Origin of the sequence: Paenarthrobacter sp. YIM B13468 (assembly GCF_042788025.1) — a bacterium.
Lineage (GTDB): Bacteria > Actinomycetota > Actinomycetes > Actinomycetales > Micrococcaceae > Arthrobacter > Arthrobacter aromaticivorans.
Genome location: NZ_JBHZPI010000017.1, coordinates 103,554 through 128,604 on the forward strand (window position 1 = coordinate 103,554; position 25,051 = coordinate 128,604).

Sequence of the window (25,051 nt, forward strand, 5' to 3'; positions counted from 1 at the left end):
CGCCAGGACGGCGGGGCTAGGCTCACCAAGGTGAAACCCGAGCAGCTGCCTTTGTTGAACTCCGTCTCCGCCCCTGCCATCCATCCGGACGGTACTAAAGCGGTGGTATCCGTGGTCAGGCCTGATTTCGACGCCGATGCTTACGTTGGTCAATTGTGGAACGTACCGCTGGACACCAACAAGCGCCCACGACGCATCACCCGCGGGTTCAGGGACACTTCCCCGGCTTTCTCGCCTGACGGCCTGGTTTTGGCCTTCCTGCGCAGTGATGCAGAGGGAAAAGCGCAACTGTTTGTTGTGGAGTCGGCAGGGGGCGAACCGCAGCAGGTAACGGATCAGCACGGCGGGGTCAACGGGTTTGCGTGGGCTCCGGATTCCCATCGGGTGGTCTTCACCAGCCGTGTTGCGGAACCGGGCCGCTATGGAACGGTCGACGGCGTTACTTCCGGCAGCGAAGACGCCCGGCTTATCGCCGTGAACCAGTACCGGATGAACGGCGTGGGGTACGTCCTGGACCAGCGCCAGCAACTGTTTGTGGTTGACGTGCCGGAATTAGGTGGCGAGCCTGTGGTCATTCCCCGCGGCAGAGCCGCCCACGAACGGCCGGGTGCCAAGGTAACCGGGGTTCCCGATGCCAGGCAGATGACGTTTGGCGAATCAGACCATGAGGCGCCGTGTTTCTCCGCCGACGGCAGGTTCGTTTACTTCATAGCTGCCCTACACGACGGGCATGATGACGACCTCGTAACGTCCGTGTACCGGATTGACGAATCGGGCGGCGAACCAGAGCTCATCAAACCCCACAACCCAAAACTGCAGACCGTCACGGCCGTGCGGGCGTCCACCGATGGCCGCTCGCTCTTCTTCACCGCACAAGACCTAGGCGATACCGGACGGGATTTTGTCGCGCGCAACAGCGTCCTCTATTCAATGCCCGTCGCCGGGGGAGATGCCGCTGCCCTCACCGACGTCGAGCATATGGACATCTCAGGTCCGCTGGAACCGAGCGGACCGGACAGCGTCCTGATCCTGAACACAGCATTGGGCAGCGTGGAGCTCCTCGATGTCACGGCGGCGGGAAGCCTTACGCCACTGGTGCATGGCGCCCGCGTGGTCACCGGAGCCACAGTTGCTGCCAATGGTGAAATTGCCGTGAGCTTCCTGGATGCGTCCACCGCTGGCGACGTCGGCTCCCTGGAGCGTGGTGAACTGCGCCTGCTGACAGACTTCTCTGCGGAACTACGGAATAGCTCAAGGGTCAGTGAGCCGCTGGATTTCCAGGCAATCGCCGACGACGGATACCCCGTGAACGGTTGGTTGGTGCTGCCCGACGGATCCGGACCACACCCTGTCCTGCTGAGTATCCATGGAGGTCCGTTTTCCCAATACACGGGAGCCTTCTTTGACGAAGCGCAAGTCTATGCAGCTGCAGGATACGCGGTAGTGATGTGCAATCCGCGGGGCTCCTCAGGCTACGGACAATCCCATGGACGGGTTATCAAGGAGCGAATGGGGACAGCGGACATGCAGGACGTACTCGCCTTCCTGGATGCTGCCTTGTCCGCCCATGCAATCTTGGACGCCGATAGCGTGGGCATCATGGGCGGATCCTATGGCGGTTACCTCACGGCATGGACCATCGCACACGATCACCGTTTCAAAGGGGCAATTGTCGAACGCGGATTCCTGGACCCTGTCAGCTTTGCCGGCACTTCTGACATCGGCTGGTTTTTTGGCGGCGAGTACGCTGGCGCCACACCCGGTCAGCTTGTGGCACAGAGCCCCTTGGCCGTAGCCGACTCCGTCGTGACACCGACCCTGGTGATCCACAGCGAAAACGATCTTCGGTGTCCCCTCGAACAAGGGCAGCGGTACTACGCGCTCCTCAAGGAGAGGGGAATTGAGACGTCGTTACTCGTCTTCCCGGGCGAAGACCACGAATTGTCGCGTTCCGGGACACCGCATCACCGCAAGCAGCGGTTCGAGCACATCCTTGCCTGGTGGGCCAGGTATCTGCCGACCGCATCAAACCGCGTGACGGGCTGAAGCCCGCTACGGACCAGCTAGCCGTGCAGGAAACCGAGGGTCCGGCGCGCGTCCTCAATGTCCGGATTGGACCACCGTAGGGAGTGTTCCGCGTTGCTGGACAGCGATCGCAGTTCTGCCTTGTCCACGTAAAGAATTCCCTGCACGTGGTCCGTTTCGTGCTGCACTATGCGTGCCTGCCACCCTGAGAACCATTCCTCCACCGGACGTCCCTCTGGCGTGAGGTAACTCAGTTCCACGTTTCGGTATCTGGTGACCACCGCTTGATAGCCGCTGACGGACAGGCATCCCTCATAGAAGGACGCTGCCTCGCTTCCCAGAGGACGATATTGCGGGTTGAGGACAGCCATGAACTCCAGCGGCTCCCTGTGCCGGACCGTTGCCGACTCCGGATCCACCTCGTACTTGTCTTCAAGGACTGCCAACTGCAACGGAATGCCCAACTGAGGAGCCGCCAGTCCAACCCCCGGCGCCGCATGCATGACTTCACGCATCCGCTCTATGAGCGCCTCCAATTCAGCGCCATCAAGCTGGCCGTCATATGGCGCCGCCTGTTGCCGGAGGACGGGGTGCCCGGCTTGAACGATCGGCGGAAGTTCCTCTGTTTCAAGTAGCCGCCGGACTGCGTCCCTGATCTGGAGGGGATTGAAGTCGGTGGCGGGGCTGGGCGCCTCGGAGTGAGGTTGCTGCGTCATGACTTGAGCCTAACGCGAAGGCTCCTCTTCGCGCCCGTTCCCTGCTCCGGGTTCGCCCTTGCCGGGCTTTGGCCTCCGCGTTCAGCTAGGCTCGTCGGATGAGCGAAAGCAACCCCCTGGACCATGTACTCGGGTTTATCAGGACGGTTGAGTCCGGTGGCGGAGCCGCTGAGATCAGCCCGTATCTGGCCCACGACTTCACACTTACGGAATGGCCGCACGCCCTGTCCAAGACCGGGTCCGTCAGGACCCTTCAGGAGACCCTCACTGGCGCGGATCACAGTAAGAACATTGTGGCGAACCAGAGATTTGAGGTAGCCCGCACTACTTGCGAAGGCAACCGGGTAGTCGTGGAGATGAACTGGTCAGCCACGTTGCTCCTGGACCTCCCGCATTGGGACGCCGGCGAAACCGTACGTGCGCGGAGCACTGCTGTATTTGAGCTGCGGGACGGTTTAATTGTCAGCCAGGACACCTACGACTGCTACTACACACTCCCTGAACAAGGGAACTTTCTTAATAACAAGGAACGTCCTGAATGAACACGCACCCTAGCGCATCGTGAATCGCCGCTCCACCAACGCTGAGACAGTGGGAAATTCCAAGGCATATGTAAAAACCGAGTTCCTGGCTGCCATGACTGGGGGAGGCAGGGGCCTTCCAAGTGCCATGTTCAAACCGGCCTGCAAGGATGCGCGGGCGGCTGCCCGGCGTCGGTCCTTCTCGAACAACTGAAGCTGGCGACCGACAGCGTGTCCCCTGAGGGAGGCATCAATGAGAGGTGCCAAGGCAGCAGCATCAAGCCATCCAAGGTTCATTCCCTGGCCACCAATGGGACTGATCTCATGGGCGGCATCGCCCAACAACACAGTTCTGCCATGGATCATACGGCCCGCAAGCCTGGACTGGACGTCAAATGCGCTCAGCATGCTGTTGCTTTCCGGATCCAGCACGGCGCCGGTCCGGGCTTGGACCAAGGCAGCCAGGTCTGCCGCCGTCGCTCCATCGGCCGAGACTCCAAGCCGCACCACCCACCGGCGAACTTCCCCAGGCAAGGGGAAGGACTCTACGATCCCCTCGGGCTCCAGATACAGGACCGCGTTGTCTCCGTGGCCTGTCCCATCAATGAAATCTCCCATCAGATAACTATCCGGATAGCTACGTGCCGGAACGCCAGGGAGAAGACGTCGTCGTATCAGCGAGTGCGCTCCGTCAGCTGCCACCAAAAGGCGGCTGGTGAAGGTGTGTTCTCCGGAAGGTGAGGCCGCCCGGACGCTGACAGTGCCGCCGTCGTCGGCAAAATCGCGCACGTCTGCGCCGCGGATGATCGCCTCGGAGTCCAACGCCAGAACCGCTTGCTCCAGTGCCTGTTCCGTCACTGGTTGCGGCACGGCGAGGATAAAGGGAAAGTCCGGGTCCCCTGTAAAGGGCAGCTCGGCGATCTTTTTGCCTTTGCTGTACGCAACGCCCCGCTCGATCCGCACACCGGAAGCCAACAACGGCGCGGAAAGACCGGCCCGGTCCAGTTCAGTGAGCGCCGGGGGGTGAATCCCTATTGCCCTGGAACGGTGGCTCCTGTTCAGACGGCGTTCCAGGATTCGGATCTGGTGCCCTTGTTTGAGCAACAAGGCACCCATGAACAAACCGACCGGACCGGCACCCACGATGATGACGTCAAGCACGTCCGGCGCTCATCTCCGGGATCCATTGCCGGCAGGCTCGTAGACGAGCAGGTTGTGCCAGGGTCCGTTCGGATCCACCCTCCATCCTTCCGGGGCCACCGCCTGGAGCTCCCGGGAAGTGAAGCTGCGCCTTATCGAGACCAAACCGTCACCGCAGATGAAAGAGCCAACGCCCAAAGGCCAGAAGCCGGCCGCGAAGAGAAGGTATGCGATGTTGCTCCGCTTGAGGTCATTGTGGAGGGCTACTTTCCGGCACAGTACTTCTGAGTCCTTCAAAACTCCGGCGAGTTGGTCAGCATCGAGATGGTGGAGGATGTGATTCGAGAGGACGATATCGAACCTCCTGCCCTCCGCGACAAGATCGGTGCTGTGCGCCTGCCGGTAGGTGACGCCCTCGATCGCTGGCGCCCGGGTCGCAAAATTGTATGCCCGTTCGTCAGGGTCTATGGCAGTTACCTTCAGCGTATATCCATCCTTGGCGGCCCATCCGGCCAGGCTTCGGGCGACGTCCCCACCACCGCACCCGATGTCCAGAACCGACGCCGTGCCACGAACTGCGAGAAGTGGACGGAAGCGATCACGGTACGTCCGGTGCCATCCGGAAAGGAGTCGGTTAACCGCGGGGAAGCGGGCGTAACTGCGATCCAGGCGCCGGAGGTCACAATCAGGCCGGTCCATGTCCTCGATGGCATCCACGTCCCTGTCTTTCAGGGATCCCCACGGGCTCACAGGGTGGGAGAGACCAATGTAAAGAGGCCAGTCTCCACCGTGAGGCCGGGACCGAACGCCATGGAGCAGATTGGTTCCTCCCGCTGGTTTGCCGGCTGCCCGAGCATGTACTTCAAGACAAAGAGCACGGTGGCGCTACTCATGTTGCCGTATTCCCTGAGTGTTTCCCTTGCTGGGACCAGTTGCTCTGCGGTGAGTTCGAGCTTGGATTCGACCTTGTCCAGAATGCTGCGCCCACCGGGGTGAATGGCCCAGTGCGTTATATCGCGATAGGGGAGTTCTGCCAGTCGCGGCTCTTTCGCGAGCAACGGCTCCAACGCCCCGGTGATGTGCTCCTCGATGATGTGGGGCACATAGGAACCCAAGACCATTTCAAAACCCTCGTCGCCAATATTCCAGGCCATTGCCTCTTCACCAACGGGGGTGAGGACCGTTTCGAAGTGGTCCAGCCTGATCACCGGTTCGGGCCCTTGGGGTTCCTTGGACGTCACAATGGCCGCGGCAGCACCGTCACCGAAGATGGCCGAACCCATGATGGTGTCGGGGTCGTTGGATGTACGCACGTGTAGCGAACAAAGTTCCACACAGATAACCAGTACGACCGCGGCTGGATCTGCCAGGCAGAACTGCTTGGCTGCCTTCAGGGCTGGAAACGCGGCATAGCACCCCATGAAGCCGAGGTGGTAACGCTGCACGGCGGGGTTCAGTCCCAGCGCCCGGACGACCTTGTAGTCGGGACCAGGGTTGAAGAATCCCGTGCAGGACACCGTGATGACATGAGTAATGTCATCGAGGTCGATGTCCGGCACGCGTGCTACCGCAGCCTTGCCGGACTCGATAAAGAGCTTGGTGGCCTCCGTGGCAAAAATCTCGTTCCGGACTTTGGTGCTGGGGCTCAGCACTTGATTGGTCGAGGGGTCAAAGAATCGTGGATTTTCCGGATGCGCGTCGAGGCTCAGCTCTTCCACCGCGGTATATCGGGTATCTATTGCAGCTGAGTCGAAGCAAGTGGATACCAACCGCGATCCGAGCCTTGTCAGGCCTGGTTGAGCTGCGAAGACGTCGCGTGCCTGCGACTGCACGAGGATGGTTGGCGGAACTGCGGTTTCGAGGGACCTCATGTATACCGGCATGCTTCATTCTTAGCGAGTCGGCGGCTGATGACAATGGTTGGAGCCGCTCAGGCTTCGCGTCCTCCCAATGGCCTGCGGCAGAGGCCGTTAGTGTGGTCAATGACCGTTGCCGCATTCGCGACGACGAACGAGAATTTGACGTACTGACCGAGGTTGGTAGTACGGGCAGGCGGTGCCGACGGGGGACTGTTGGGCAGCACCGACCAACAGATGTCGGCCAGCAGTTGCCGCCTAACAGATGGAGAGATCATGAGCATTGCCACGAGCACCGACACACAGTCTCCTGCGTCGCACGTAGCAGACACCCACGACCTCATACGGGTGCAGGGTGCGCGCGAGAACAACCTCAAGGACATCAGTGTCGAGATCCCTAAACGTCGCCTCACGGTGTTCACGGGTGTCTCCGGCTCGGGCAAAAGTTCGTTGGTCTTTGGCACCATCGCAGCAGAGTCCCAGCGAATGATCAATGAGACATACAGCGCTTTTGTTCAGGGCTTCATGCCTTCATTGTCGCGGCCGGACGTGGACATGCTGGAAGGCCTGACAACGGCCATCATCGTGGACCAGGAGAGGATGGGCTCAAATCCGCGCTCGACCGTGGGTACTGCGACTGATGCCAACGCCATGCTTCGTATTCTCTTCAGCCGGCTCGGGCAGCCCCACATCGGATCGCCGAACGCGTACTCGTTCAACGTGCCAACCGTAAAGGCCAGCGGGGCCATCACGGTCGATCGCGGCGAGGGCAAAACCAAAACGGAGAAGGCCACCTTCAACCGTCTGGGCGGCATGTGCTCGCGATGCGAGGGAATGGGCTCAGTCAACGACTTCGATCTCACCGCGCTGTATGACGACACCAAGTCCTTGAACGAGGGCGCGCTCACTATTCCCGGGTACACGATGGATGGCTGGTACGGCCGGATCTTCAGCGGTTCAGGCTTCTTCAATATGGATAAGCCAATTGCCAAGTTCACCAAAAAGGAGCTCCACGACCTCCTTTACCGGGAACCGACCAAAATCAAGGTCGAAGGTATCAACCTCACCTATGAAGGCGTCATCCCAAAAATCCAGAAGTCGATGCTCTCCAAGGACGTTGACGCACTTCAACCACACATCCGGGCTTTCGTGGAGCGGGCTATCACCTTTACCACCTGTCCGGAGTGTGAGGGCACCAGGTTGAGCCCGGAGGCACGTTCTTCCAAGATCAGAGGCAAGAGCATCGCGGATGTATGCACGATGCAGATCAGTGACCTTGCTGTATGGATCCGGGAAATCAATGAACCCTCCGTGGCTCCGCTTCTCAAGGGACTGCAGCACCTCTTGGACTCCTTCGCCGAGATAGGACTCGGATACCTGTCCCTCGATCGGCCTGCCGGTACCTTGTCCGGGGGAGAGGCGCAGCGAACCAAGATGATCCGGCATCTGGGCTCATCCCTGACGGACATCACCTATGTCTTCGACGAGCCAACTATCGGCCTGCATCCGCATGACATCGAGCGTATGAACCAGTTGCTGCTGCAGTTGCGCGATAAAGGCAACACCGTGCTGGTAGTCGAGCACAAGCCCGAAACGATTGCGATCGCTGACCACGTCGTGGATCTCGGTCCTGGTGCAGGCACGGGCGGCGGCACGGTCTGCTTCGAAGGCGATCTGAACGGGCTGCGGGGGAGTGACACCATCACTGGGCGCCACCTCGACGATCGCGCATCCATAAAAGAGCAGGTACGGACAGCTTCCGGCACCCTTGAGGTCCGGGGAGCTTCCACCAACAATCTTCAAAACGTGGACGTTGATATTCCACTGGGCGTGCTGTGTGTACTCACGGGTGTGGCCGGATCGGGCAAGAGCTCGCTGATTCACGGGTCGGTGGCCAAACGTGACGGCGTCCTGGTGATCGACCAAGGTGCCATCCGCGGTTCCCGCCGGAGCAATCCTGCAACTTACACCGGGCTCCTTGAACCCATACGCAAGGCATTCGCCAAGGCCAACAATGTGAAACCGGCGCTCTTCAGTTCAAACTCGGAGGGCGCGTGCCCCACCTGCAACGGCGCCGGCGTCATTTACACAGATCTGGGCGTCATGGCGACGGTGGAATCAACGTGTGAGGAATGCGAAGGGAAGCGCTTCCTGGCCTCGGTATTGGAGTACAAGCTTGGCGGACGCAATATTGCAGAGGTGCTTGCAATGTCTGTCAACGAGGCTGAGACCTTCTTCGGCGAAGGGGAAGCACGCACACCGGCCGCACACAAGATCCTGGACCGCCTCGCCGACGTCGGGCTCGGTTACCTGACGCTTGGACAGCCGCTCACTACGCTGTCTGGCGGGGAACGCCAGCGGCTCAAGCTTGCTACGCAAATGTCGGAGAAAGGCGACATCTACATCCTGGACGAGCCGACCACGGGGCTCCATCTAGCCGACGTCCAGAACTTGCTCGGCATGCTGGATCGATTGGTCGAGTCGGGAAAGTCCGTCATTGTCATCGAACATCACCAGGCCGTCATGGCACATGCGGACTGGATTATCGACCTCGGACCGGGCGCCGGACACGATGGTGGCAAGATCGTTTTCTCTGGCACGCCCGCTGATCTGGTGGCCGACCGCTCGACGCTGACCGGCAAGCACTTGGCGGTTTACGTCGACGCCTGACCCTTACATGGCATGAAAACATGCCAATACGGCGTTATCAGAGTGGTCTTATTATTAGCAATTCACCTCTATCTCTTGACTAGTACTCGTGATGTGGCACACACTTACTCAGAACTTTGGACTACTTACAGACCATTGAGAATCTTGAGAATCGGGGGAAGCATGTCCACATTTTCGTTAGGGTTAGTCAAGGATGACAACAACCGCAGGAAGGAATCCCGCAGGAAACAGTATTTCCGATTTGCGACCACCGCGGCCGTAGTGGCGACCCTCATGTCGGCAACGTCGTGCGCCACAGCTCCTGCCACCAACACTCAGCCAGCAGCCGAATGCCGCCAACTTGACGCTCAACTGGCATGGCCAAGCGAGGTCCGTGGGCAATTACAAAAGACCATTGACGCCCACAGCAGCTGCACCGGAACAGCCCGCGGCGACAAAGCTCCAGTGGCGATCTTTGACTGGGACAACACGGTAGTAAAGAACGACATTGGCTACGGCACGAATTTTTGGATGCTCAGGCACGACAAAGTCCTGCAACCGGCCAATAAGGATTGGAAGAGCACAAACCGTTACCTGACAGATGCTGCAGCGAGAGCGCTGACAGCGGCATGCGGTACCGACACGCCCGCAGGCCAACCGCTCAAGACCAGCATCAACACGGAGTGTGCCGATGAAATCCTCGCCATCCTTGAGGACAAGACGCGTTCCGGCGAACCGGCTTTTGAGGGCTTCAATGCCCGCCACCTCATAGGCGCCTACGCCTGGGGTACGGCCCTGTCTGCTGGATATACCGAGGAGCAACTCGGCCAGTTCGCTCTCTCGATGAAGCAGGAGAACCTGCTGGCAGCACAAGGTAGCATGCAGACCGTTGGAAGCCAGCAGGTGGACGGTTACATCCGGATATACCCACAGATCAAGGACCTCATCGGCGTCCTTCAGGCTCACGGCATCGAAACCTGGGTGGTCTCCGCTTCGCCAGAGCCGGTGGTCAAGGCATGGGCTGGCGAGGTCGGCATCGACGCCGGGCACGTCGTAGGCGTCCGCAGCGTATACGAGGACGGCATCCAAACTTCCCACCTGAAAGGCTGCGGCGGAATACCCGACGGCGAAGATTCAGTCATGACCTACATCGAGGGAAAACGTTGCTGGGCCAATCAGGTGATCTTCGGCGTCGAGGGTCCTTCAGCCTTTGAGCAGCTGCCTGCCGAACGCCGCCAGATCCTGGCCGCCGGTGACTCCGGCACGGACGTAACCTTCGTTGCCGACGCCACCGAAGCCAGGCTGGTGGTGAACCGGAACAACGCCGAGATCATGTGCCGCGCGTACGACAACGAGGACGGCAAGTGGCTCATCACGCCAATGTTCATCGACCCCAAACCACAGCGTAGCGAGCCGTATCCATGCGCCACCAAGGCCTACGCCAACCCGGACGGCAGCAAGGGGCCGGTGGTGCGCGAGGACGGCAGCCTCATCCCGGACCAGGTGGACCGTGTCCACTGAGGGGATTTCCGGATACCATCTTCTGTTGCGAAGGGTCCTATTTCAGGCTTCCCAGGCTGACTCTGAGCGCCCATACCGTTGCATGGCATAAGCCTCCTTTGAGCTGGCGCGAAACGTAGGAAAGGCCCTTACAGATGGAATTCCATCTGTAAGGGCCTTAGCCGCTGACCGACCTCGAAGCGGCAGTTATCTCCCTGTGGCTACGGGGCAAGAGCCGTATCGAAAAGTTGCTCCGCCAGCCGGAGTAAATGAGGGGGTGCATCTTTCTCCTCGCCGTGGGCGTCATGGCCAAGAAGAACAGCTGTTCCCCTGACGGGCTGTTCGATCTCCAGGCCCGCTTCGCGGAGCAAAACCTCGGCCCGGGAATTCAGGGGCAACGGAATAGACCCTGCCTCGTCGTTCAAATAAACGCGCCAATCGTTGCAGGTAATTGCTTTGACGTTTCCTTCAAGCAGCCTTTGCCGGATAAGCAATGTCGCCTCGATCCTTTCGACGCGGACGGGCTGCCTAAGGGGAGCGGGGACAATCAGGGCAATGCGTTCCCAATACATAATTCATCCCTTCCATTTCTGGGCTGGCGGCATTCTCAGACACCGTCGTACCTCCGGTGCCAGCTCCACTACCAAGACAGACCGTAAGGGCGACGTATCACCGTTGGTTTTTACGCGGTTTTTGGAAGAGATTTTCCCTGGTACCGTTTTTTGCCCGTTTGGCAGCTCTTTTTTCAAGGATAGATTTCCCCGCTTTTTTGGCCCCAACATTTCTCGGAGACTTACCAGACACTGGAATCACGCCTTTCTAAACGCTATCTACCATCACCATACCGACTTTAATTTTTAATGCCAGTCCGCGGTTTGCTGGATATTTCTACCGGGCACTCCCGGACGAGACTTTCGATGAATTTGCGGCGGACGCAAGTCACCCGAGCGCGCTGACATCGGCGGGGAGCAGCTGGCAGGGAGCGGTCAGTCAGGCGGCCAGTTCTACTTCCACTACCTGGCTGGCATGCACGGGTGTCCATGGGACGGGAGTTGCCCCGCTCTGAATCCTTCTCGCTCTCTAGCGGCGGCTGAAATCTTGTGCATGGTGGACGCGGTGAGCGGGCGCCGCTTCAAGTGCTGTCAGAGCATGGAACCAATCCGACGCTTTCCCGCTGATGCCTACGTTGCTGCGCTCGAGTCTTGGGCATTTCTCGACCTAGCTGGGAAACGGCCGTTGTTCACATCACCCTTTGGGGATGTTTTCTTTCAAAGCGCCGATGGGTTCTGGTTTCTTGACGTAGTTGGCGGCGAGTTGAATCATGGCTGGTCCACAGAACAGGAATTCTCGGAGTCCTTGAATACTCGGGAGGGCCAGGATCAGTACCTCATGATCGGACTGGCGAAAGCTGCTGACGAAGCAGGGCTGAAGCCAGGTGCCTCCGAGGTTTACGGGTTCGAAATCCCGCCGGTTCTCGGCGGTGCGACCGAACTGAGCAACGTCGAAGTGAGCGACTTTGTCGTTGCCCTCAACCTCACGGGGCAAATTCACAGCCAGGTTCGAGACCTTCCACCGGGAACGCCGATTAGCGGCATTTCACTGGCTTAGCAGCCGATCTCCGTCCTCCAAGTTCGCGATTCGACGGGAGTTCTTGCAGCTACTTCTACTTCCGTAGTTTCAACGCCGATAATCTACATTATGTAAAGTAGAACAGTGATTATTGCATCTGATGCACGATCACACCTCCTCCGCTCGTTGCCACCTCACTTGAAGCCGCGGCCAGGTGTTCTGTTAGCAGTGAGGCGAACGGTTCGGGCACGGGCGCTGGATCTCCTTCCGCGAGTGACAGACGCAGGCCATCACAGCGAATGGCTGTTTCCCGGATACCGGCCCGGGCAACACATCCACCCCAACACGCTCATGGAACGTCTCCGGGAAATCGGCATCGACCTCTTGGGCGCACGCAATGCATCCCTCCGCGCCCTCGTGAAGGAAGTGCCAGCCCCGCTGGTGGCCGAAATGCTCGGTTACAGCTACCAAGTCACCCAGAAACACTCCGCAGCGGCCGCCGAACCCTGGTCCCGCTATCCAAGAATCCAGGCGACGCGGATAATGACTGACACCATCGGAATTGGTCGATAACCGCTCCCCACCAATGAGAGGGCGCAAGCGTCCTGCGAGCAACCGCGCGGACCGGCCAGGGACTGAGAGCCCGGTGTCTATACCTTGCTCGCGACCACCATGTAGTTCTCGGCCTCAAGATCGAACGTGCTCACTTCCGTCCGGAGTCCGACCCGGTGCAGCTCGACCTGGAGTTCCTCGTACCGGTAGGGCCAGCAGGACAGCAGTTCCGAGCGGACAAGAACCAGCCCAGTCGCATCAACCTGGGCGATCGCAATCTCGATGTGGTGCTCATCCTCCCAATGCGGCGCAATCTCCCAGCGGTAGACCACAACGGCATCGCGACCGTTCCGGCGGACGAGTCGGTCCCAGATGTCCAGCCGCGAACCTCTGGCCCTCACCAGTTCCCAAGTGCGGGATGTGAGCACCAAGCGCCCGCCAGGGCGCAGAAGCCGTGACATCGACTCCAGAGCAGCACCCCTGCCTGTCGCGCCCGCGGCATGGTGAAGCGAGTTGCCAACGCAGAACACCATGTCGAACGTGTCGTCCTCGAAATGGTCGGGCAACTCTTCCCAATTCGCCCGCACGGCCCGAACGGAGGCCCCGAACTCCTCAGACAACTCTGAAGTCCGGCGAACCATAGCTTCGCTGGCGTCAGTTGCGACAACCTGCATGCCACGACCGGCGAGGCCAACCGCCAACTGTCCGGTTCCGCACGAACAGTCGAGGACATGAGCGTTCGACGGCAGGAGACTGAGGACGTCATCGAACGACGCAACGAACTCGGCGGGAGGCAATTTTGCATCCGAGATGAGCCATTCGTACACCTCGGCAAGCACATCATATTCCGTCACAACCACTACCTCCGTCACGCAGCAGACTCACGGCGGGACGTCAGTCCATCAACGGAGCAAGCCGGGCACCAATGGTTTTCGCAAGGATAACCCGTCCGCGCATGCCGCGGATAGCGCGAGCTGATCCGGTCGGTCATTCGCCGAGTTCGGCCCTTCGGAACTATCAATACGTCCGAATCTGATACGCAGCGTGTCCATTAGTTTCCTCAGGCAATCAGAAGTGGCTTGCACTTTTTCGCCCCTTCCCGATGAGGCATTTGTAGGAAGATCATGCTGCTGACTACGGCATCGGATACCGGCACAACCTGAAGCAGGGACATGGAAATAAGACGAGCCACCGGGACGACGAAGTGGCAATAGGCTATTTGATATTCTCTTGGGACCTGGAGAACGGTCAGACTGTGGCGGCCGTGTCACCGTCGGCCGGCGCTGAATAGTTCCGAATCGAATATGCACCGTTACCAGTAGAACTCTGCGTATCTCATCGGATGAATCAATTCGTCCCATCCCCTGATCCTGCCGGGATCTGCTGGATTGCCCCGTGGTTACGCGGAATTTGGGCGGCCTGTCGGTCTCACCCGAGATCCTGCCGGCGGTCTGGCGTGATGATTTACGCGTGGATGACGGCGTAAGAAGCACCTCCTCCCGTTCATCGGTTTCTGGACGACCACGATTTCTGGATGCCATGAGTTCCCGCCATTGTCCTAACGCTCCGGCAGTTCGTATCCTCGGCGGCTAAGCTCCTCCCGCACCCGCACGAAAGCAAACTGAGGCTTGGCAGACAGCAGCGGAACCAGATCGACCAGAGACGGGGTGCTCTCCATGAAGTCTGCGACCGGGTTGATGACAACCTCAGTGAGCTGTTCGAGGAAGGCATCCTCGGGGATCCGGCTGCCCATTTCAGCGTCGAGCAGGATGGTGCCCGGAAGGTCTCGTGCAACCAAGCCATCAGGTCGAGCAAAATCGATCGTCGGGATCACGTCTGTTTCTTCGGCTCGAAGGCTCAGAAGGCAGAAATTTTCTGAACGGAACTCCCCACTAGGGACCGATGAGTCCCAACCCAGGTTCAGATAGAAGTCACCGCTCCCCCACGAGGACTTTTGAAGATTAACCACCTGATACTCACCGGCCGATGTCGTCCGGAACCAGTTGCGGCCCCGTTTCCGGAACCCGCGCAACCTTAGTGCGCCAGCGAAGGCTGACTCGACCAATTTCGTTCTTTCCACACGGGATATTCTCCAGCATGGGGACGTCCGCATAGACGAATGTATCGACGCAGTCGTGCCCTCTGCGAAACTCGTCCAATGACGCATGCAAAGGATCTCCGCGTGCTTGCCATCCGGCAAGCCCTTTACGAGGACATTGTGGGCGCCGACGTGTTGACTGCAACAGCTCTCAACGCACTGTTGGATGGCGTGGATTCTCCGTCTCTGCCACTCCTTGCCGGTCTTACTCGTCGGGAGGAAGGCGAGGCACATGAGCTGTTCAACGCAGTCGTGAACGAGTTGAACATTGCGCCGCCGACGCCCGCAGAGACCACGCCCGAACGCTGGAACTTGGTCCGATGGCTCTGCCAGGCGCTGGTGGACGGGGCCCTGAAGCCCGAGTACGCGGGTCGCATCATTTGATGGGAGGGGTGGGGCGAACTGGGATATCCCGAATCGCTCCGGCCAATCGTTGGCCTAGTGAGCGAGTGGGACGAGTGGATGCCGTCTTGGAACATCGACTGACACCACGTCCGTCAGTTGATCGTCGATGAAGCCAGGCGGCTCCTCGAGGGGCCATGGCCACCGAAGTAGCTGAACGGTCCTCTTCACAACGAGGAATACGCCCACATTCAATGCGCAGGGACGCTGCTAAACGTTGATTAATGCCTTTCGCTGACGTCCCTGCGACGCACCAGATGGCCTTAGCAGAACGCATTCGCCTTGGGATATGTCTTTCTCCTCGCCTACGCTTTTTCCGTTTTTCCGACGTACTTCTAGCGTGCAACCGCAGTTGACTCCCAATATGCAGCCGAAGCGCGCGGCCAGTCCTATCCAGCGCCGGAGCCGGCCTGTTTCATTCTTGACTGAACTTCCACCAACTCAGCCAATACCATGGTGCACCGGAGGCAATCGTCCAAGTGTCGGCGAACTTTCTCCTGGGCGGCCCGGCGCACGGCATTGCGGGCGTATTGACCTAAGTAGCGCGAAAAGTCCGTGCAGGGGTCCGTAGCTGATTCCTGCACGTGTTTTTGCAAGTACGCCTGGCGGAGACCCTCCCGTGCCCGGATGAGCAACGATGAAACAGCGTTTGGAGTCAGTTCCATAGCCCGCGCCGCTGCGGCCGGCTTCATGCCCTCGACGTCCACCTGCCAAAGTACGGTCTGCCAGCGGGACGGCAGGGAACGGAAAGCCAGCAGAAGGATCGTATTCTCGAAGTCTTTAACAACAGGATCACCATTAAAAACAACGATCTCACTCGCAACGCCATCCACCGTCGCCGATGCTCGTCGGCTCTGCAGATTCCGGCGGTGCGACATTCGCCGAACGGTGGTCAACAGATAGGCCCTGAATGAGTCCACCGGTCCCCTGCCTTCCAGCAGGGACTTCAGGATCGATGCAAACGCCTCGGAGACCACATCGTCAGCGTCCGTTGGATTATCCGATTCCGTCCGGGCAACACGGGTGGCCACGCCTTGGTACCGGCGAAAAAGTTCCTCGTAGGATCCCGAGTCACCCCCTCGCACGGCAGCGAGGAGGCATGTGTCACTCTCACCCGCCAGTAGCGCGTGTGTGCCGGCTCCCCTCCCCTGCTGACGTTGTGCAGGTTTTAGAAGAACTTGTACCTGCTGAGCCGTCGTGGAGGATTGGACGCGGCCGGACGGCAGGACCGGAACAAGCATGGTTGCCTTCCGACGTGTTTGAGTGATGACGCCTAGAATCTAGGCAGCAAGTGATTGGTCACACTCAAAACGCAGGCAATTTGTTGGAAATGGGCGCTCCGTGCAGGATTTCGACTTTGACGAACGGGACCTCAGGCTTTTACATGCCCTGCAAATCCGACCTCGGGCACCGTGGACGGCTTTGGCGCCTGTAGTCGGGGCCGACGCAGTCACGTTGGCTCGCCGCTGGAATTTCCTGTCCGCGGAAGGCCTGGCATGGGTAGCGACCCACCATGGCAGTGGTTCCAAAGTAGCGTTTGCCATTGTGGAAGTTGACTGCTCGCCTGCCAGCCTGGCAGCAGTGACCGACGAACTAGCGGCCGATCCGGATGTCCTCTCAGTGGACCACACCGCGGGTGGACGGGACATGGTCCTCTCTGTTATTTGCCGCGACGAGGCGACCCTTGGCCGGTTCATTTTGGACCGTCTGGGCGCCATCAAGGGAATCCGCAGTACAAGAACCCATGTGGGAATCAATCTGGTAGCAGACGCCCGAAGTTGGCGGTTGCGCTCATTGCAGGATCACGAGGTAAAGCTCATAGAGCGGGAAGCACCTCAACCTAGTCCCGCCACCAGGGCCGCATCGACAGATGTGGAGGGCCACCTGTTCCGGATCCTTCGCTCTGATGGTCGAGCCTCGATAACTGAAATATCCCACCAGCTCGGAATCAGCCCCTCGCGCGCGAAAAGCGCCCTAAACGCTGCCTTGGCGCAAGATCGAATCGTAGTCCGGCTGGAAATCGCCCGCAAACTATCACCATGGCCCGTAAGCGTTTGGTATTTTCTTCGCGTCCCAGCCACCCAAGTGGAGGCAGTTGCGGGCAAGTTGGTCGGTCTCGGAGAAGTGCGTCTCGTCGCAATGACGGGAGGGCCATACTCGCTCGTGATGTGTGTTTGGCTTCGCCGACTCGAAGACATGACCGTTCTCGAGCGGCAGCTGGGCGAAAGGTTGCCGACGGTGGAGATCATGGATCGCTCCATCGCGTTGCGTACGCCTAAGCATGTTGGTGTCAGACTGGACCCTTCCGGTCGGCGGATCATGTAGGTACCGGACATACGAATGCCCCGTCCAGCGCGAGCCGGACGAGGCGTTCGAGGCCATATTGCCCTGCGCGGCCGCTATTGCTCCTGTTGCGCTCCTGCAATATTGACCAACCAGGCAATGCCGAACTTGTCCACACACATCCCGAAGGTGTCACCCCACGGTGCGCTTTCAAGTGGCATGGTGACGGTACCGCCGTCGGCCAGCTTGTCCCAGTAACCACGGAGCTCGCCTTCGTCCTCGGACTGGCCGCTGAGTGACACCGAGATGTTATTGCCAGGGTTGTAGTCCATACCGTTGGGTGTGTCGGCGGCCATTAGTGTTAGTCCGTTGGGAGTCACCAGCATGGCGTGCATGACCTTCTCCGCTTCGGCTGGGTCCTGACTCGCCTGGAATTCGCCAAAAGTGCTGAGTGTTAGTTCGCCACCGAAGACGGACTCGTAGAAGTTGATTGCGTCCCGGGCATTATCGCGGAACGAGATATATGGGTTGAGGCGGGTTGTCATTAGTCAGTTCTCCTCATGGTTGTAATAGGTGCGCACGTCACCGTGCGGTAATGCTAGCAGCGCCCAAGGCGCCTGTCCCCCAAACTTTCAGTCGCCGTCGTACGCCTTTTGCAGAACATTGATATCCAGCTTCCGCATCTTCAACACGGCTTCCATTGCCCGCTGGGAACCTGCTGGATCCGGACCATTCAACAGGCTCGGCATCCCGGCCGGGACGATCTGCCATGACAAGCCAAATTTGTCCTTCAGCCATCCGCACTGGCTTTCTTCTCCCCCTCCTTCCAAGAGCGCATCCCAGTAACGGTCAACCTCGTCCTGCGAGTCGCAGTTGACCACCAGGGACACTGCTTCGTTGAAGGTAAAGGCCGGTCCCCCGTTCAAGGCCATGAACTGCCGTCCTTCAATTTCAAAGTCCACGGTAAGAACCTGTCCGTCTGGACCCGGCATCGATGTCAGGATGGACGAATCATCAAATGTCGACGTGTAGAACTCCGCCGCCTCCGCGGCCAGGCCGTCGAACCACAAACAGGTGGATATCTTCTGCATTCTGCAAGTCCTCCAGGATCGCGAGGAACCACTTGTCCCCCGACTGAGGCTAGTCGTGTGGGTTCCACCACACAATGCCCGACGGCGGCCGGCATCCTGACTACTCTTCTCCGATATCGATGCCCGTAACCGGCACACCCGCGCGCTCGTAGGCAAGGGCCACCGCGCCCGTTGGGAACCCCTGCGGTGGCTGCGCGAACCGGAACGCTGCCGGCACGCCGGCACCGTCGGGAAACAACTTCTTTCCGGCTCCAAGCGTGATGGGGTAGAGAAAAAGGTTCAGTCGATCAACGACGTCGGCCTTCAGCAAGGACCGCACGAGCTCGCCGCTGCCTATGACATGGATGTCCTCGAACCGATCCTTCAGGGCAGCCACTTCCGCCACGTCGGACAACGCCGTGGTGCCCGCCCAGCCAGGATCCGTCAGCGAGCGGGAGACGACGAACTTCGGCAGGGCGTTGAAGGTGTCGGCGATCGGGTCATCGGCGCGGTAGGGCCAGTATCCCGCGAAGATGTCGTAGGTTTTGCGTCCCAAGAGCAGCGCATCCATGCGGTTGATTCCCGCGACGATCGCTTGGCCGGTTTCCTCATCGGAATATGCCGCCTGCCAGCCGCCGAATTCGAAGCCGCCATCACGGTCCTCATCAGGTCCGCCCGGGCCTTGGTATACGCCATCAAGGGTGATGAACAGGTCGACGGAGAGGATTCCCATAATGTACTCCTTCGCATGGGAGGCGACCCGGATGCCGCCTCCAACCGTACGCCGATCGGGAGACCCGGGATCGACATCACTGCGAGCCAGACTAGCGACGCGTGCACACGATGGGTAGGGGTTTTCTGTCGACGCTCCACCGTCGGATGCGATCCGGGCGTGAATGACCGGAGGCAGGGCAAACGCTTGTCTATCGTCAACAATTGACGATATTGTGGATGCGTCCGTCTGCGAAAGGCAGCCCCCATGCGACAAGGTCGTCGTGTATTGCCCTGGAAGTTAGCCAAACCTGGGAAGGTTATGACGCCATGCTGAGCTTGAGCGTCATCGTCGTCGCTGCACTGGTGACAAGCTTCAGTGCAGTCTCCCTGGTGCCACGGTACGCGCCAGGAGGACTGCGGCGTTCCAAGGACGGCTTCCTCTTGCAGCTAGGCGCGGGAATCCTTGCGCTGGCCTCCGTGGTGCTTGCCGTCAACATCCAGCTCGGCGTGTTCCGGTGACAGAAGCGCCGTCGCGTACTTTCCCGGATGGATTGGGGATTGGGACGCGGTGGTATTTGGCGCAAAACGGCAGAGGCTACCGGCGAAGGCTCTCCGACGGCAGCTCGCCGAACGTGTCAAGGTAGAGCGCCGAGAAGCGCCCTTGATGGGAGAAACCGCAGCGCTCTGCGATCGAAACAATGGTCTCCTGTCCGGGGGCAGCAGCAAGAAGCAGTTCCCGGGCCCGGTCCAGGCGCACCCTCCTCAACAACTCCGACGGCGTTGCCCCCACCTCGGAGCGTAGGGCCAGTTGCAGGGTACGCACCGACACTCCCAGATTCTCTGCGATATCCGGAACCCCCAGCTCCTCAGAGGCGTGCCGTTCCAGCAGTTCCCGGAATTGTCGTATCAGGCGGCTTTCGGAAGCTGGACTGGAGTGGTCAGCCTCCGTCACGGGATTCATTGCCAAGAGCAGCCGGGAAACCATCGTGTCCGCCAGAAGCTTCTGGACGAAAGTTGGAGCCGTTCTTTCCTGCTGGCTGATCATGTCGTCGTGGAGTTCGACGACCGACCTCAGGAACGCCCGGCCGGCAGAGCCAGTAAGGTCCATCGCATAGCCGAGCTTCACGCTCGTCTCCGGATCGCCGCCGGTATCCTTGGTCCGCAAACCATTTCCCTGCGGATCCTCTCCATAGAGTTGCGCTGCTACAGAAGCAAGAGCGAGGCGGCTCACGTAGACAATCAAATGCGGGGTTCCGCGATCCCACGTCATGGTGAACGGACGGTCGATCGGAGGAACTGTCGCGGTCTTGGGGCTCGAATCCACCGAGGATGAGCCCACCTCCATGTGTGCGTGGCCCGCAAGGGGAATCTGGATCAGATGGAAGTTCTCCAGTCCTTCCGGACTGATCCGGACGTCCGCACCATAGTCCAGGAATTCGATGCCAACATCACCGCGGTGCAACGAGCGCAGCTTCATGTCCACGGACGTCCCCCGGGTCTGCGGAACGAGGTCGTGACCGCAGAACAAATCAGCGATTTTCTGGTGCGCGTCATCGACATCCGTCGTGCTCACTGTCGGCAGGCCCCTGAGGACGTCACGTGGAAGGATCCTCACCATTGCGCGTTCCTTCCCCGGTTTTCGTTTTTTGGATGAGCCCTGCGCCAAGCGGATAGACCCGTTTTTTGCCTGTGAATAGAGTCACTCTTAGAACAAGTATGACGCACGTCATAGAAACGCAGCAAAGAAACCGATGGAAGGGGTGAGCAGAGATGAAGAACGTGAAGCTGGTGCATGACCGCCGAATCGAGTGGGAACGGACTCATCCGAAGCCCGCGCCGAGGCCCACTGTCAAATAGGCAGTGAAATAGGCCGTCCGTCGGCAGCGACGAGCGTCAATGCGTACATAAGACACTTTCCACCTCACCGATTCACTACGAAAGGTTTCGCCATGTCAGCACTCTCGGGCAGGACCGCAGTCATCACCGGCGGCGCCACCAAGATCGGCCAAGGCGTCGCCGTAGCGTTGCGCGATGCCGGTGCCACCGTTGTGGTCGCCGACATAGACGCCGACGGCGGCGCGCAGCTCCACAAGTTGGGAAGCGACATCAGCTTTTCGCTCACTGACATCACAGATGATGCAGCAGTAGCCCGGCTCATGAACGACACGGCAGCCTCGCATGGAGGTATCGACATCCTCGTCAATCTGGCCTGCACCTACAAAGATGAAGGTGCGGCTTCGGACAGGAACGATTGGCTGCAGGCACTGAACATCAACGTGGTGAGCGCCGTCATGGCAAGCAACGCGGCACGCCCTTACCTCAAGGCATCCCAGCGCGGGGCCATCATCAACTTCACCTCGATTTCGAGTTCCGTTGCCCAGACAGGCCGCTGGCTCTACCCTGCGGGCAAGGCCGCCTTGGTCCAGCTGACCCGGAGCATGGCCGTAGATCTTGCCGACGATGGCATTCGCGTCAATTCGGTCAGCCCTGGGTGGGTGTGGAGCAACATCATGGACACCCTGTCCGGCGGCGACATTGACAAGACAGACTCCGTAGCAGCCCCGTTCCATGCCCTGAAGCGGGTGGGACGGCCAGAGGAGATCGGAGCCGTGGTCGCTTTCCTCGCCAGCGACGCCGCAAGCTTCGTGACAGGAGCTGATTGGGCAGTCGACGGCGGCTACTCCGCTTTGGGGCCCGAGCGCGCCGAAGAAGCCATCCCATTACTCGCCGCTGAAAAGAGGTGACGACACATGAATGACATCAAGCTCGTGCACATCGGCCTTCCCGGCTGGGAACAAACCCATCCCGAACGAACGCCGAGGCCCGGCCAAATATCTTCCCCCATCATTTACGGATGCAGAGACAGCAGAAAGACAAGGTCAACACTATGACACAGCGCCACATCACCATCGTCGGAGCAGGGCAATCGGGCCTGCAACTTGGCATCGGCTTGCTCAAAGCAGGATTTGCGGTCACCACCATCTCCAACCGCACCGCCGAAGAAATCCACGAGGGAAAGGTCTCCTCCAGCCAATGCATCTTCCACGATGCCCTTGAGCACGAGAGGGCGCTCGGGTTGGACTTCTGGCCTGAAGCTCCCACCGTGGACGGAATATCGTTTACGATCCCCCATCCGGAAGTTCTTGGTGAGAAGGCCATCAGCTGGGCATCGCGCCTGGATAACCCGGCCAAGTCCATCGATCAGCGGGTCAAGTTCCCGAGGTTCATGGAAGAGTTCGTGGCGCAGGGAGGCGAGCTGGTGTTTGAGGACGCCGGTGTGGAGGAACTGGAACGCTACTCCCTTAACTCCGATCTGGTGATTGTGGCGGCAGGCAAGGGCGAAATTGCGCAGCTCTTCACCCGCGATGCCCAGCGCAGCACCTATGACGCACCCCAACGAGCCTTGGCGTTGACGTACGTCACTGGAATGGAACCCAGGGCAGAACACTCGGCAGTTTCCTTCAACTTGATTCCAGGGGTGGGCGAGTACTTTGCCTTCCCGGCCCTCACCACCACAGGTCCGTGCGAAATCATGGTCTTTGAGGGCATTCCGGGCGGCCCGATGGATTGCTGGAAGGGCCTGACTCCCGGGGAACACTTGGAAGCGTCCAAGAACATCCTGAAGCAGTACTTGCCGTGGGAAGCCAGCCGGGCGGCCGACGTCGAGCTGACCGATCCCAACGGCTTCCTGCAAGGCCGGTTCGCACCCACGGTCCGCCATCCCATCGCGACGCTTCCGAGCGGCAAGAAGGTCCTCGGACTCGCGGACGTCGTAGTCCTCAACGACCCCATCACCGGCCAGGGCTCCAACAACGCCAGCAAATGTGCGGCGTCCTACTTGCAGAGCATTGCGGGACACGGCGAAGGTGCCTTCGATGCAGCGTTCATGCAGGCCACTTTCGAAACGTACTGGAACTATGCCCAGCACGTAGCACAGTGGACGAACGCACTGTTGGCTCCTCCTCCCCCGCATGTCCTTTCGCTCCTGGGAGCGGCCGGCCAGTCGGCCGAAATCGCGCACCGCTTCGCCAACGGCTTCAACAACCCGCCGGACTTCCAGGAATGGTTCATGGACCCGGACAAGGCGGCCGCATACCTTGCAAGCGTGGGCTCAGCCGTACCCGCGACCTGATAGTCGCTCCACTTCCCCCTGGCAACAACGTTCCTCGAAGGAAAACCAGACATGCGAAAGATCGCAATTATCGGAGCCGGCGAATCCGGCGCTCAACTGGCCTTGGGCCTGCAACGGGAGGGGTATGAAGTCACCCTGTTCTCGGACCGTTCGGCCGCTCAGATCCGCACCGGCAAGGTGATGTCCAGCCAATGCATGTTCCCCACAGCCCTCGCCGCCGAAGCGCAGCTGAGCTCCGCCCTGACCAAGCTTTATGACGACGAAGCCGTGCCCGGGATCGGCGCCATCCGATTGCGTGTGGAAGGCGAACCCGGCTCAGACGCCATCGAGTGGGAGGCACCCCTTGAGGGAACCGCCCACTCGGTGGATCAGCGGATCAAGAGTGCGGCCTGGATCGAGGCCTTTGTGGCTGGTGGCGGTGATTTCCGTATAGAGAAAGTCACGCAGCGCATGCTGGAGGAACTCGCACGCGACTATGAGCTGGTTATCGTCAGCACCGGAAAGGGAGAGATCGCCCAGATCTTCCCCAAGGACAGGGCCAAGTCCCCGTTCGACCGTCCGCAAAGAGTCCTGGCCCTGAACTATGTTTCACTCGATTCGGACTCACTGGATACGGTCTCAATGGACAAATCCAATACAAATGACAGCATTCGCATGTCCGTAGTCCCCGGCGTCGGGGAATTTTTTACCTTTCCCGGACTCACAGTGTCCGGGCCTTGCCAGATGATGGTCTTTGAAGGCATAGTCGGCGGCCCAATGGATAAGTGGACCGATGTTACAAGTCCGGAGGAACAGCTGAGCCGATCCCTGGAAATCCTGGAAGAACATTTTCCCCACGAGGCGAAGAACTTCGCCAACGCGACACTCACCGATGAGGGTGCAACACTCCTGGGCCGGATCACGCCGACCGTTCGTTCAGCAGTGGGCGAACTGGGTAACGGCAACCTTGTCTTCGGCCTGGGCGACGCCGTCCTGCTCAACGATCCCCTCACCGGTCAAGGGTCCAACAACGCGACGCTGGCCGCCAAGTACTACCTGGATTCCATCATCCGGCGGGGGCAGCAGCCTTTCGACAAGCAGTGGATGGAACGCACCTTTGACGAGTTCTGGCGGGGCTGGGGCCAGTGGGGGGTGGCATGGACAAATGACATGCTCAAACCCCGGCGGGAACACCAACAGGCTGTGCTGGCCGAAGCCGCAGACCACCCTGCACTGGCCGCAAGCATCGCCGGAGGATTCGATGATCCACGCACGTTCTACCCATGGTGGTTCGATCCCGCAGCTGCCGCCGAGTTTGTGCAGGCACGCAAGGACGAAGATTCGTCAGCTTTTGACCTGAGGGACTTCCGGGGCGCACTCGGACAATTCGCCACGGGCGTCACCGTAGTCACCACCCTTGGAGTCGACGGACGGAAAGTGGGCATGACCGCCAACTCCTTCACGTCCGTTTCCATGGAACCTCCGCTGGTGTTGTGGTGCCCCAGCAAGCGTGCTCCCAGCCTGGCGGACTTCGAGGACGCCACGCACTTTGCCATCAACATCCTTGCCAGTGACCAGCACGTCCTTTCCCGCCAGTTCGCAACGCCAGCCACAGACAAATTCGCCGGCGCGGAAACCACCGAGGGAATCGCCGGAATCCCGTTGCTGGACGGCGCCGTCGCCACGTTCCAGTGCCGCACCGTCTCACGACACGATGCCGGCGACCATGTCATCTACGTAGGCGAGGTGGAGAAGTACGAGAATGCTGGAGGGGAACCACTCCTGTTCCACAGCGGCCAATACCACGCCGCGACCAACCACCCGGACTTCTGAGATGACGGTGCC

The 25,051-nt window shown here is 59.8% G+C and carries 24 protein-coding genes and 1 pseudogene; 12 read left to right on the forward strand and 13 right to left on the reverse strand.

The window, feature by feature from the left end; genetic code table 11:
• Positions 1 to 30 precede the first annotated feature (30 nt).
• The gene (locus ACFX4T_RS16605; protein WP_377652697.1) at positions 31 to 2,046 is read left to right on the forward strand and encodes a S9 family peptidase; all 2,016 of its coding nucleotides are present in this window, start codon (positions 31 to 33) and stop codon (positions 2,044 to 2,046) included.
• A gap of 17 nt (positions 2,047 to 2,063) precedes the next feature.
• On the opposite strand, the gene ACFX4T_RS16610 is transcribed toward ACFX4T_RS16605, so the two are convergent.
• Positions 2,064 to 2,741: a peptide deformylase gene (locus ACFX4T_RS16610; RefSeq protein ID WP_377652699.1), complete on the reverse strand. Its 678-nt coding sequence runs from the start codon at positions 2,739 to 2,741 to the stop codon at positions 2,064 to 2,066.
• A gap of 98 nt (positions 2,742 to 2,839) precedes the next feature.
• Here ACFX4T_RS16610 and ACFX4T_RS16615 point away from each other — a divergent pair, with 98 nt between their 5' ends.
• Positions 2,840 to 3,283 carry a nuclear transport factor 2 family protein gene (locus ACFX4T_RS16615; protein ID WP_216925685.1) on the forward strand — a complete coding sequence of 148 codons (444 nt, stop codon included), beginning with the start codon at positions 2,840 to 2,842 and terminating at the stop codon, positions 3,281 to 3,283.
• Positions 3,284 to 3,292: 9 nt separating this feature from the next.
• Here ACFX4T_RS16615 and ACFX4T_RS16620 read toward each other — a convergent pair whose 3' ends face one another.
• Genes ACFX4T_RS16620 through ACFX4T_RS16630 form a run of 3 tightly spaced genes read right to left on the reverse strand, consistent with a single transcriptional unit; the run spans position 3,293 to position 6,285 of the window.
• Positions 3,293 to 4,423 carry an FAD-dependent oxidoreductase gene (locus ACFX4T_RS16620; protein ID WP_377652701.1) on the reverse strand — a complete coding sequence of 377 codons (1,131 nt, stop codon included), beginning with the start codon at positions 4,421 to 4,423 and terminating at the stop codon, positions 3,293 to 3,295.
• Between the two features lie 9 nt (positions 4,424 to 4,432).
• Positions 4,433 to 5,152: a class I SAM-dependent methyltransferase gene (locus tag ACFX4T_RS16625; protein WP_377652703.1), complete on the reverse strand. Its 720-nt coding sequence runs from the start codon at positions 5,150 to 5,152 to the stop codon at positions 4,433 to 4,435.
• On the reverse strand, positions 5,149 to 6,285 hold the full coding sequence (locus ACFX4T_RS16630) for a type III polyketide synthase (protein ID WP_216925682.1): 1,137 nt from the start codon (positions 6,283 to 6,285) through the stop codon (positions 5,149 to 5,151). The genes ACFX4T_RS16625 and ACFX4T_RS16630 overlap by 4 nt, the downstream gene beginning before the upstream one ends.
• Positions 6,286 to 6,534: 249 nt before the next feature.
• Between ACFX4T_RS16630 and ACFX4T_RS16635 the strand changes: the two genes are divergently transcribed.
• Both ACFX4T_RS16635 and ACFX4T_RS16640 read left to right on the forward strand, forming a co-directional pair.
• Positions 6,535 to 8,928: an ATP-binding cassette domain-containing protein gene (locus tag ACFX4T_RS16635; protein ID WP_377652705.1), complete on the forward strand. Its 2,394-nt coding sequence runs from the start codon at positions 6,535 to 6,537 to the stop codon at positions 8,926 to 8,928.
• A gap of 162 nt (positions 8,929 to 9,090) precedes the next feature.
• A complete protein-coding gene (locus tag ACFX4T_RS16640) occupies positions 9,091 to 10,428 on the forward strand; it encodes an HAD family hydrolase (RefSeq protein ID WP_377652707.1) in 1,338 nt (445 codons plus the stop codon).
• Positions 10,429 to 10,628: 200 nt separating this feature from the next.
• On the opposite strand, the gene ACFX4T_RS16645 is transcribed toward ACFX4T_RS16640, so the two are convergent.
• Positions 10,629 to 10,979, reverse strand: coding sequence for a hypothetical protein (locus ACFX4T_RS16645; RefSeq protein ID WP_377652709.1), 351 nt, complete (start codon positions 10,977 to 10,979; stop codon positions 10,629 to 10,631).
• A gap of 532 nt (positions 10,980 to 11,511) precedes the next feature.
• Here ACFX4T_RS16645 and ACFX4T_RS16650 point away from each other — a divergent pair.
• The gene (locus ACFX4T_RS16650; protein WP_377652711.1) at positions 11,512 to 12,015 is read left to right on the forward strand and encodes a T6SS immunity protein Tdi1 domain-containing protein; all 504 of its coding nucleotides are present in this window, start codon (positions 11,512 to 11,514) and stop codon (positions 12,013 to 12,015) included.
• 234 nt (positions 12,016 to 12,249) lie between these two features.
• A complete protein-coding gene (locus tag ACFX4T_RS16655; RefSeq protein ID WP_377652713.1) occupies positions 12,250 to 12,549 on the forward strand; it encodes a hypothetical protein in 300 nt (99 codons plus the stop codon).
• A gap of 77 nt (positions 12,550 to 12,626) precedes the next feature.
• Here ACFX4T_RS16655 and ACFX4T_RS16660 read toward each other — a convergent pair whose 3' ends face one another.
• The 3 genes and pseudogenes from ACFX4T_RS16660 to ACFX4T_RS16670 form a co-directional block, all read right to left on the reverse strand.
• Positions 12,627 to 13,382 carry a class I SAM-dependent methyltransferase gene (locus ACFX4T_RS16660; RefSeq protein ID WP_377652715.1) on the reverse strand — a complete coding sequence of 252 codons (756 nt, stop codon included), beginning with the start codon at positions 13,380 to 13,382 and terminating at the stop codon, positions 12,627 to 12,629.
• Positions 13,383 to 14,086: 704 nt separating this feature from the next.
• Positions 14,087 to 14,362 (reverse strand): hypothetical protein, encoded by a 276-nt coding sequence (locus tag ACFX4T_RS16665; protein WP_377652751.1) that lies wholly within the window; start codon positions 14,360 to 14,362, stop codon positions 14,087 to 14,089.
• A 90-nt stretch (positions 14,363 to 14,452) separates the two neighbouring features.
• Positions 14,453 to 14,695 (reverse strand): annotated as a pseudogene (locus ACFX4T_RS16670) (DUF4304 domain-containing protein); the annotation flags it as partial.
• Here ACFX4T_RS16670 and ACFX4T_RS16675 point away from each other — a divergent pair.
• Entirely contained in the window at positions 14,687 to 15,010 is a 324-nt protein-coding gene (locus ACFX4T_RS16675; protein ID WP_377652717.1) for a hypothetical protein, read from the forward strand. The pseudogene ACFX4T_RS16670 and the gene ACFX4T_RS16675 sit on opposite strands and share 9 nt — an antisense overlap.
• A gap of 407 nt (positions 15,011 to 15,417) precedes the next feature.
• Here the strand turns inward: ACFX4T_RS16675 and ACFX4T_RS16680 are convergent, their stop codons facing one another.
• Entirely contained in the window at positions 15,418 to 16,269 is an 852-nt protein-coding gene (locus ACFX4T_RS16680; RefSeq protein ID WP_377652719.1) for a sigma-70 family RNA polymerase sigma factor, read from the reverse strand.
• 100 nt (positions 16,270 to 16,369) lie between these two features.
• Between ACFX4T_RS16680 and ACFX4T_RS16685 the strand changes: the two genes are divergently transcribed.
• A complete protein-coding gene (locus ACFX4T_RS16685) occupies positions 16,370 to 17,353 on the forward strand; it encodes an Lrp/AsnC family transcriptional regulator (protein ID WP_377652721.1) in 984 nt (327 codons plus the stop codon).
• Positions 17,354 to 17,427: 74 nt separating this feature from the next.
• Here the strand turns inward: ACFX4T_RS16685 and ACFX4T_RS16690 are convergent, their stop codons facing one another.
• From ACFX4T_RS16690 to ACFX4T_RS16700, 3 genes are all read right to left on the reverse strand, one after another.
• Positions 17,428 to 17,856, reverse strand: a complete 429-nt coding sequence (locus ACFX4T_RS16690) for a VOC family protein (protein ID WP_216923788.1) — start codon at positions 17,854 to 17,856, stop codon at positions 17,428 to 17,430.
• 87 nt (positions 17,857 to 17,943) lie between these two features.
• On the reverse strand, positions 17,944 to 18,402 hold the full coding sequence (locus ACFX4T_RS16695) for a VOC family protein (protein ID WP_377652723.1): 459 nt from the start codon (positions 18,400 to 18,402) through the stop codon (positions 17,944 to 17,946).
• Positions 18,403 to 18,502: 100 nt separating this feature from the next.
• Positions 18,503 to 19,114 carry a dihydrofolate reductase family protein gene (locus tag ACFX4T_RS16700; protein WP_377652725.1) on the reverse strand — a complete coding sequence of 204 codons (612 nt, stop codon included), beginning with the start codon at positions 19,112 to 19,114 and terminating at the stop codon, positions 18,503 to 18,505.
• A 308-nt stretch (positions 19,115 to 19,422) separates the two neighbouring features.
• Here ACFX4T_RS16700 and ACFX4T_RS16705 point away from each other — a divergent pair, with 308 nt between their 5' ends.
• Positions 19,423 to 19,614: a hypothetical protein gene (locus tag ACFX4T_RS16705; RefSeq protein WP_377652727.1), complete on the forward strand. Its 192-nt coding sequence runs from the start codon at positions 19,423 to 19,425 to the stop codon at positions 19,612 to 19,614.
• 76 nt (positions 19,615 to 19,690) lie between these two features.
• Here the strand turns inward: ACFX4T_RS16705 and ACFX4T_RS16710 are convergent, their stop codons facing one another.
• Positions 19,691 to 20,713: an AraC family transcriptional regulator gene (locus ACFX4T_RS16710; protein WP_377652729.1), complete on the reverse strand. Its 1,023-nt coding sequence runs from the start codon at positions 20,711 to 20,713 to the stop codon at positions 19,691 to 19,693.
• Between the two features lie 331 nt (positions 20,714 to 21,044).
• Here ACFX4T_RS16710 and ACFX4T_RS16715 point away from each other — a divergent pair, with 331 nt between their 5' ends.
• The 3 genes from ACFX4T_RS16715 to ACFX4T_RS16725 all read left to right on the forward strand — a co-directional run bounded on the left by ACFX4T_RS16715 (position 21,045) and on the right by ACFX4T_RS16725 (position 25,039).
• A complete protein-coding gene (locus ACFX4T_RS16715) occupies positions 21,045 to 21,839 on the forward strand; it encodes an SDR family oxidoreductase (protein ID WP_377652731.1) in 795 nt (264 codons plus the stop codon).
• Between the two features lie 110 nt (positions 21,840 to 21,949).
• Positions 21,950 to 23,227 (forward strand): styrene monooxygenase/indole monooxygenase family protein, encoded by a 1,278-nt coding sequence (locus ACFX4T_RS16720; protein ID WP_377652733.1) that lies wholly within the window; start codon positions 21,950 to 21,952, stop codon positions 23,225 to 23,227.
• A 51-nt stretch (positions 23,228 to 23,278) separates the two neighbouring features.
• Positions 23,279 to 25,039: a flavin reductase gene (locus tag ACFX4T_RS16725; protein WP_377652735.1), complete on the forward strand. Its 1,761-nt coding sequence runs from the start codon at positions 23,279 to 23,281 to the stop codon at positions 25,037 to 25,039.
• The last annotated feature ends 12 nt before the right edge of the window (positions 25,040 to 25,051 follow it).

Bases quoted from the DNA above. Each gene is read 5' to 3' on its own strand.
- ACFX4T_RS16695 (WP_377652723.1), bottom strand. From the start codon at position 18,402: ATGCAGAAGATATCCACCTGTTTGTGGTTCGACGGCCTGGCCGCGGAG.
- ACFX4T_RS16645 (WP_377652709.1), bottom strand. From the start codon at position 10,979: ATGTATTGGGAACGCATTGCCCTGATTGTCCCCGCTCCCCTTAGGCAG.
- ACFX4T_RS16630 (WP_216925682.1), bottom strand. From the start codon at position 6,285: ATGCCGGTATACATGAGGTCCCTCGAAACCGCAGTTCCGCCAACCATC.
- ACFX4T_RS16615 (WP_216925685.1), top strand. From the start codon at position 2,840: ATGAGCGAAAGCAACCCCCTGGACCATGTACTCGGGTTTATCAGGACG.
- ACFX4T_RS16635 (WP_377652705.1), top strand. From the start codon at position 6,535: ATGAGCATTGCCACGAGCACCGACACACAGTCTCCTGCGTCGCACGTA.
- ACFX4T_RS16680 (WP_377652719.1), bottom strand. From the start codon at position 16,269: ATGCTTGTTCCGGTCCTGCCGTCCGGCCGCGTCCAATCCTCCACGACG.
- ACFX4T_RS16705 (WP_377652727.1), top strand. From the start codon at position 19,423: ATGCTGAGCTTGAGCGTCATCGTCGTCGCTGCACTGGTGACAAGCTTC.
- ACFX4T_RS16700 (WP_377652725.1), bottom strand. From the start codon at position 19,114: ATGGGAATCCTCTCCGTCGACCTGTTCATCACCCTTGATGGCGTATAC.
- ACFX4T_RS16720 (WP_377652733.1), top strand. From the start codon at position 21,950: ATGCAGAGACAGCAGAAAGACAAGGTCAACACTATGACACAGCGCCAC.
- ACFX4T_RS16710 (WP_377652729.1), bottom strand. From the start codon at position 20,713: ATGGTGAGGATCCTTCCACGTGACGTCCTCAGGGGCCTGCCGACAGTG.
- ACFX4T_RS16725 (WP_377652735.1), top strand. From the start codon at position 23,279: ATGCGAAAGATCGCAATTATCGGAGCCGGCGAATCCGGCGCTCAACTG.
- ACFX4T_RS16715 (WP_377652731.1), top strand. From the start codon at position 21,045: ATGTCAGCACTCTCGGGCAGGACCGCAGTCATCACCGGCGGCGCCACC.
- ACFX4T_RS16640 (WP_377652707.1), top strand. From the start codon at position 9,091: ATGTCCACATTTTCGTTAGGGTTAGTCAAGGATGACAACAACCGCAGG.
- ACFX4T_RS16675 (WP_377652717.1), top strand. From the start codon at position 14,687: ATGACGCATGCAAAGGATCTCCGCGTGCTTGCCATCCGGCAAGCCCTT.
- ACFX4T_RS16690 (WP_216923788.1), bottom strand. From the start codon at position 17,856: ATGACAACCCGCCTCAACCCATATATCTCGTTCCGCGATAATGCCCGG.
- ACFX4T_RS16650 (WP_377652711.1), top strand. From the start codon at position 11,512: ATGGTGGACGCGGTGAGCGGGCGCCGCTTCAAGTGCTGTCAGAGCATG.
- ACFX4T_RS16610 (WP_377652699.1), bottom strand. From the start codon at position 2,741: ATGACGCAGCAACCTCACTCCGAGGCGCCCAGCCCCGCCACCGACTTC.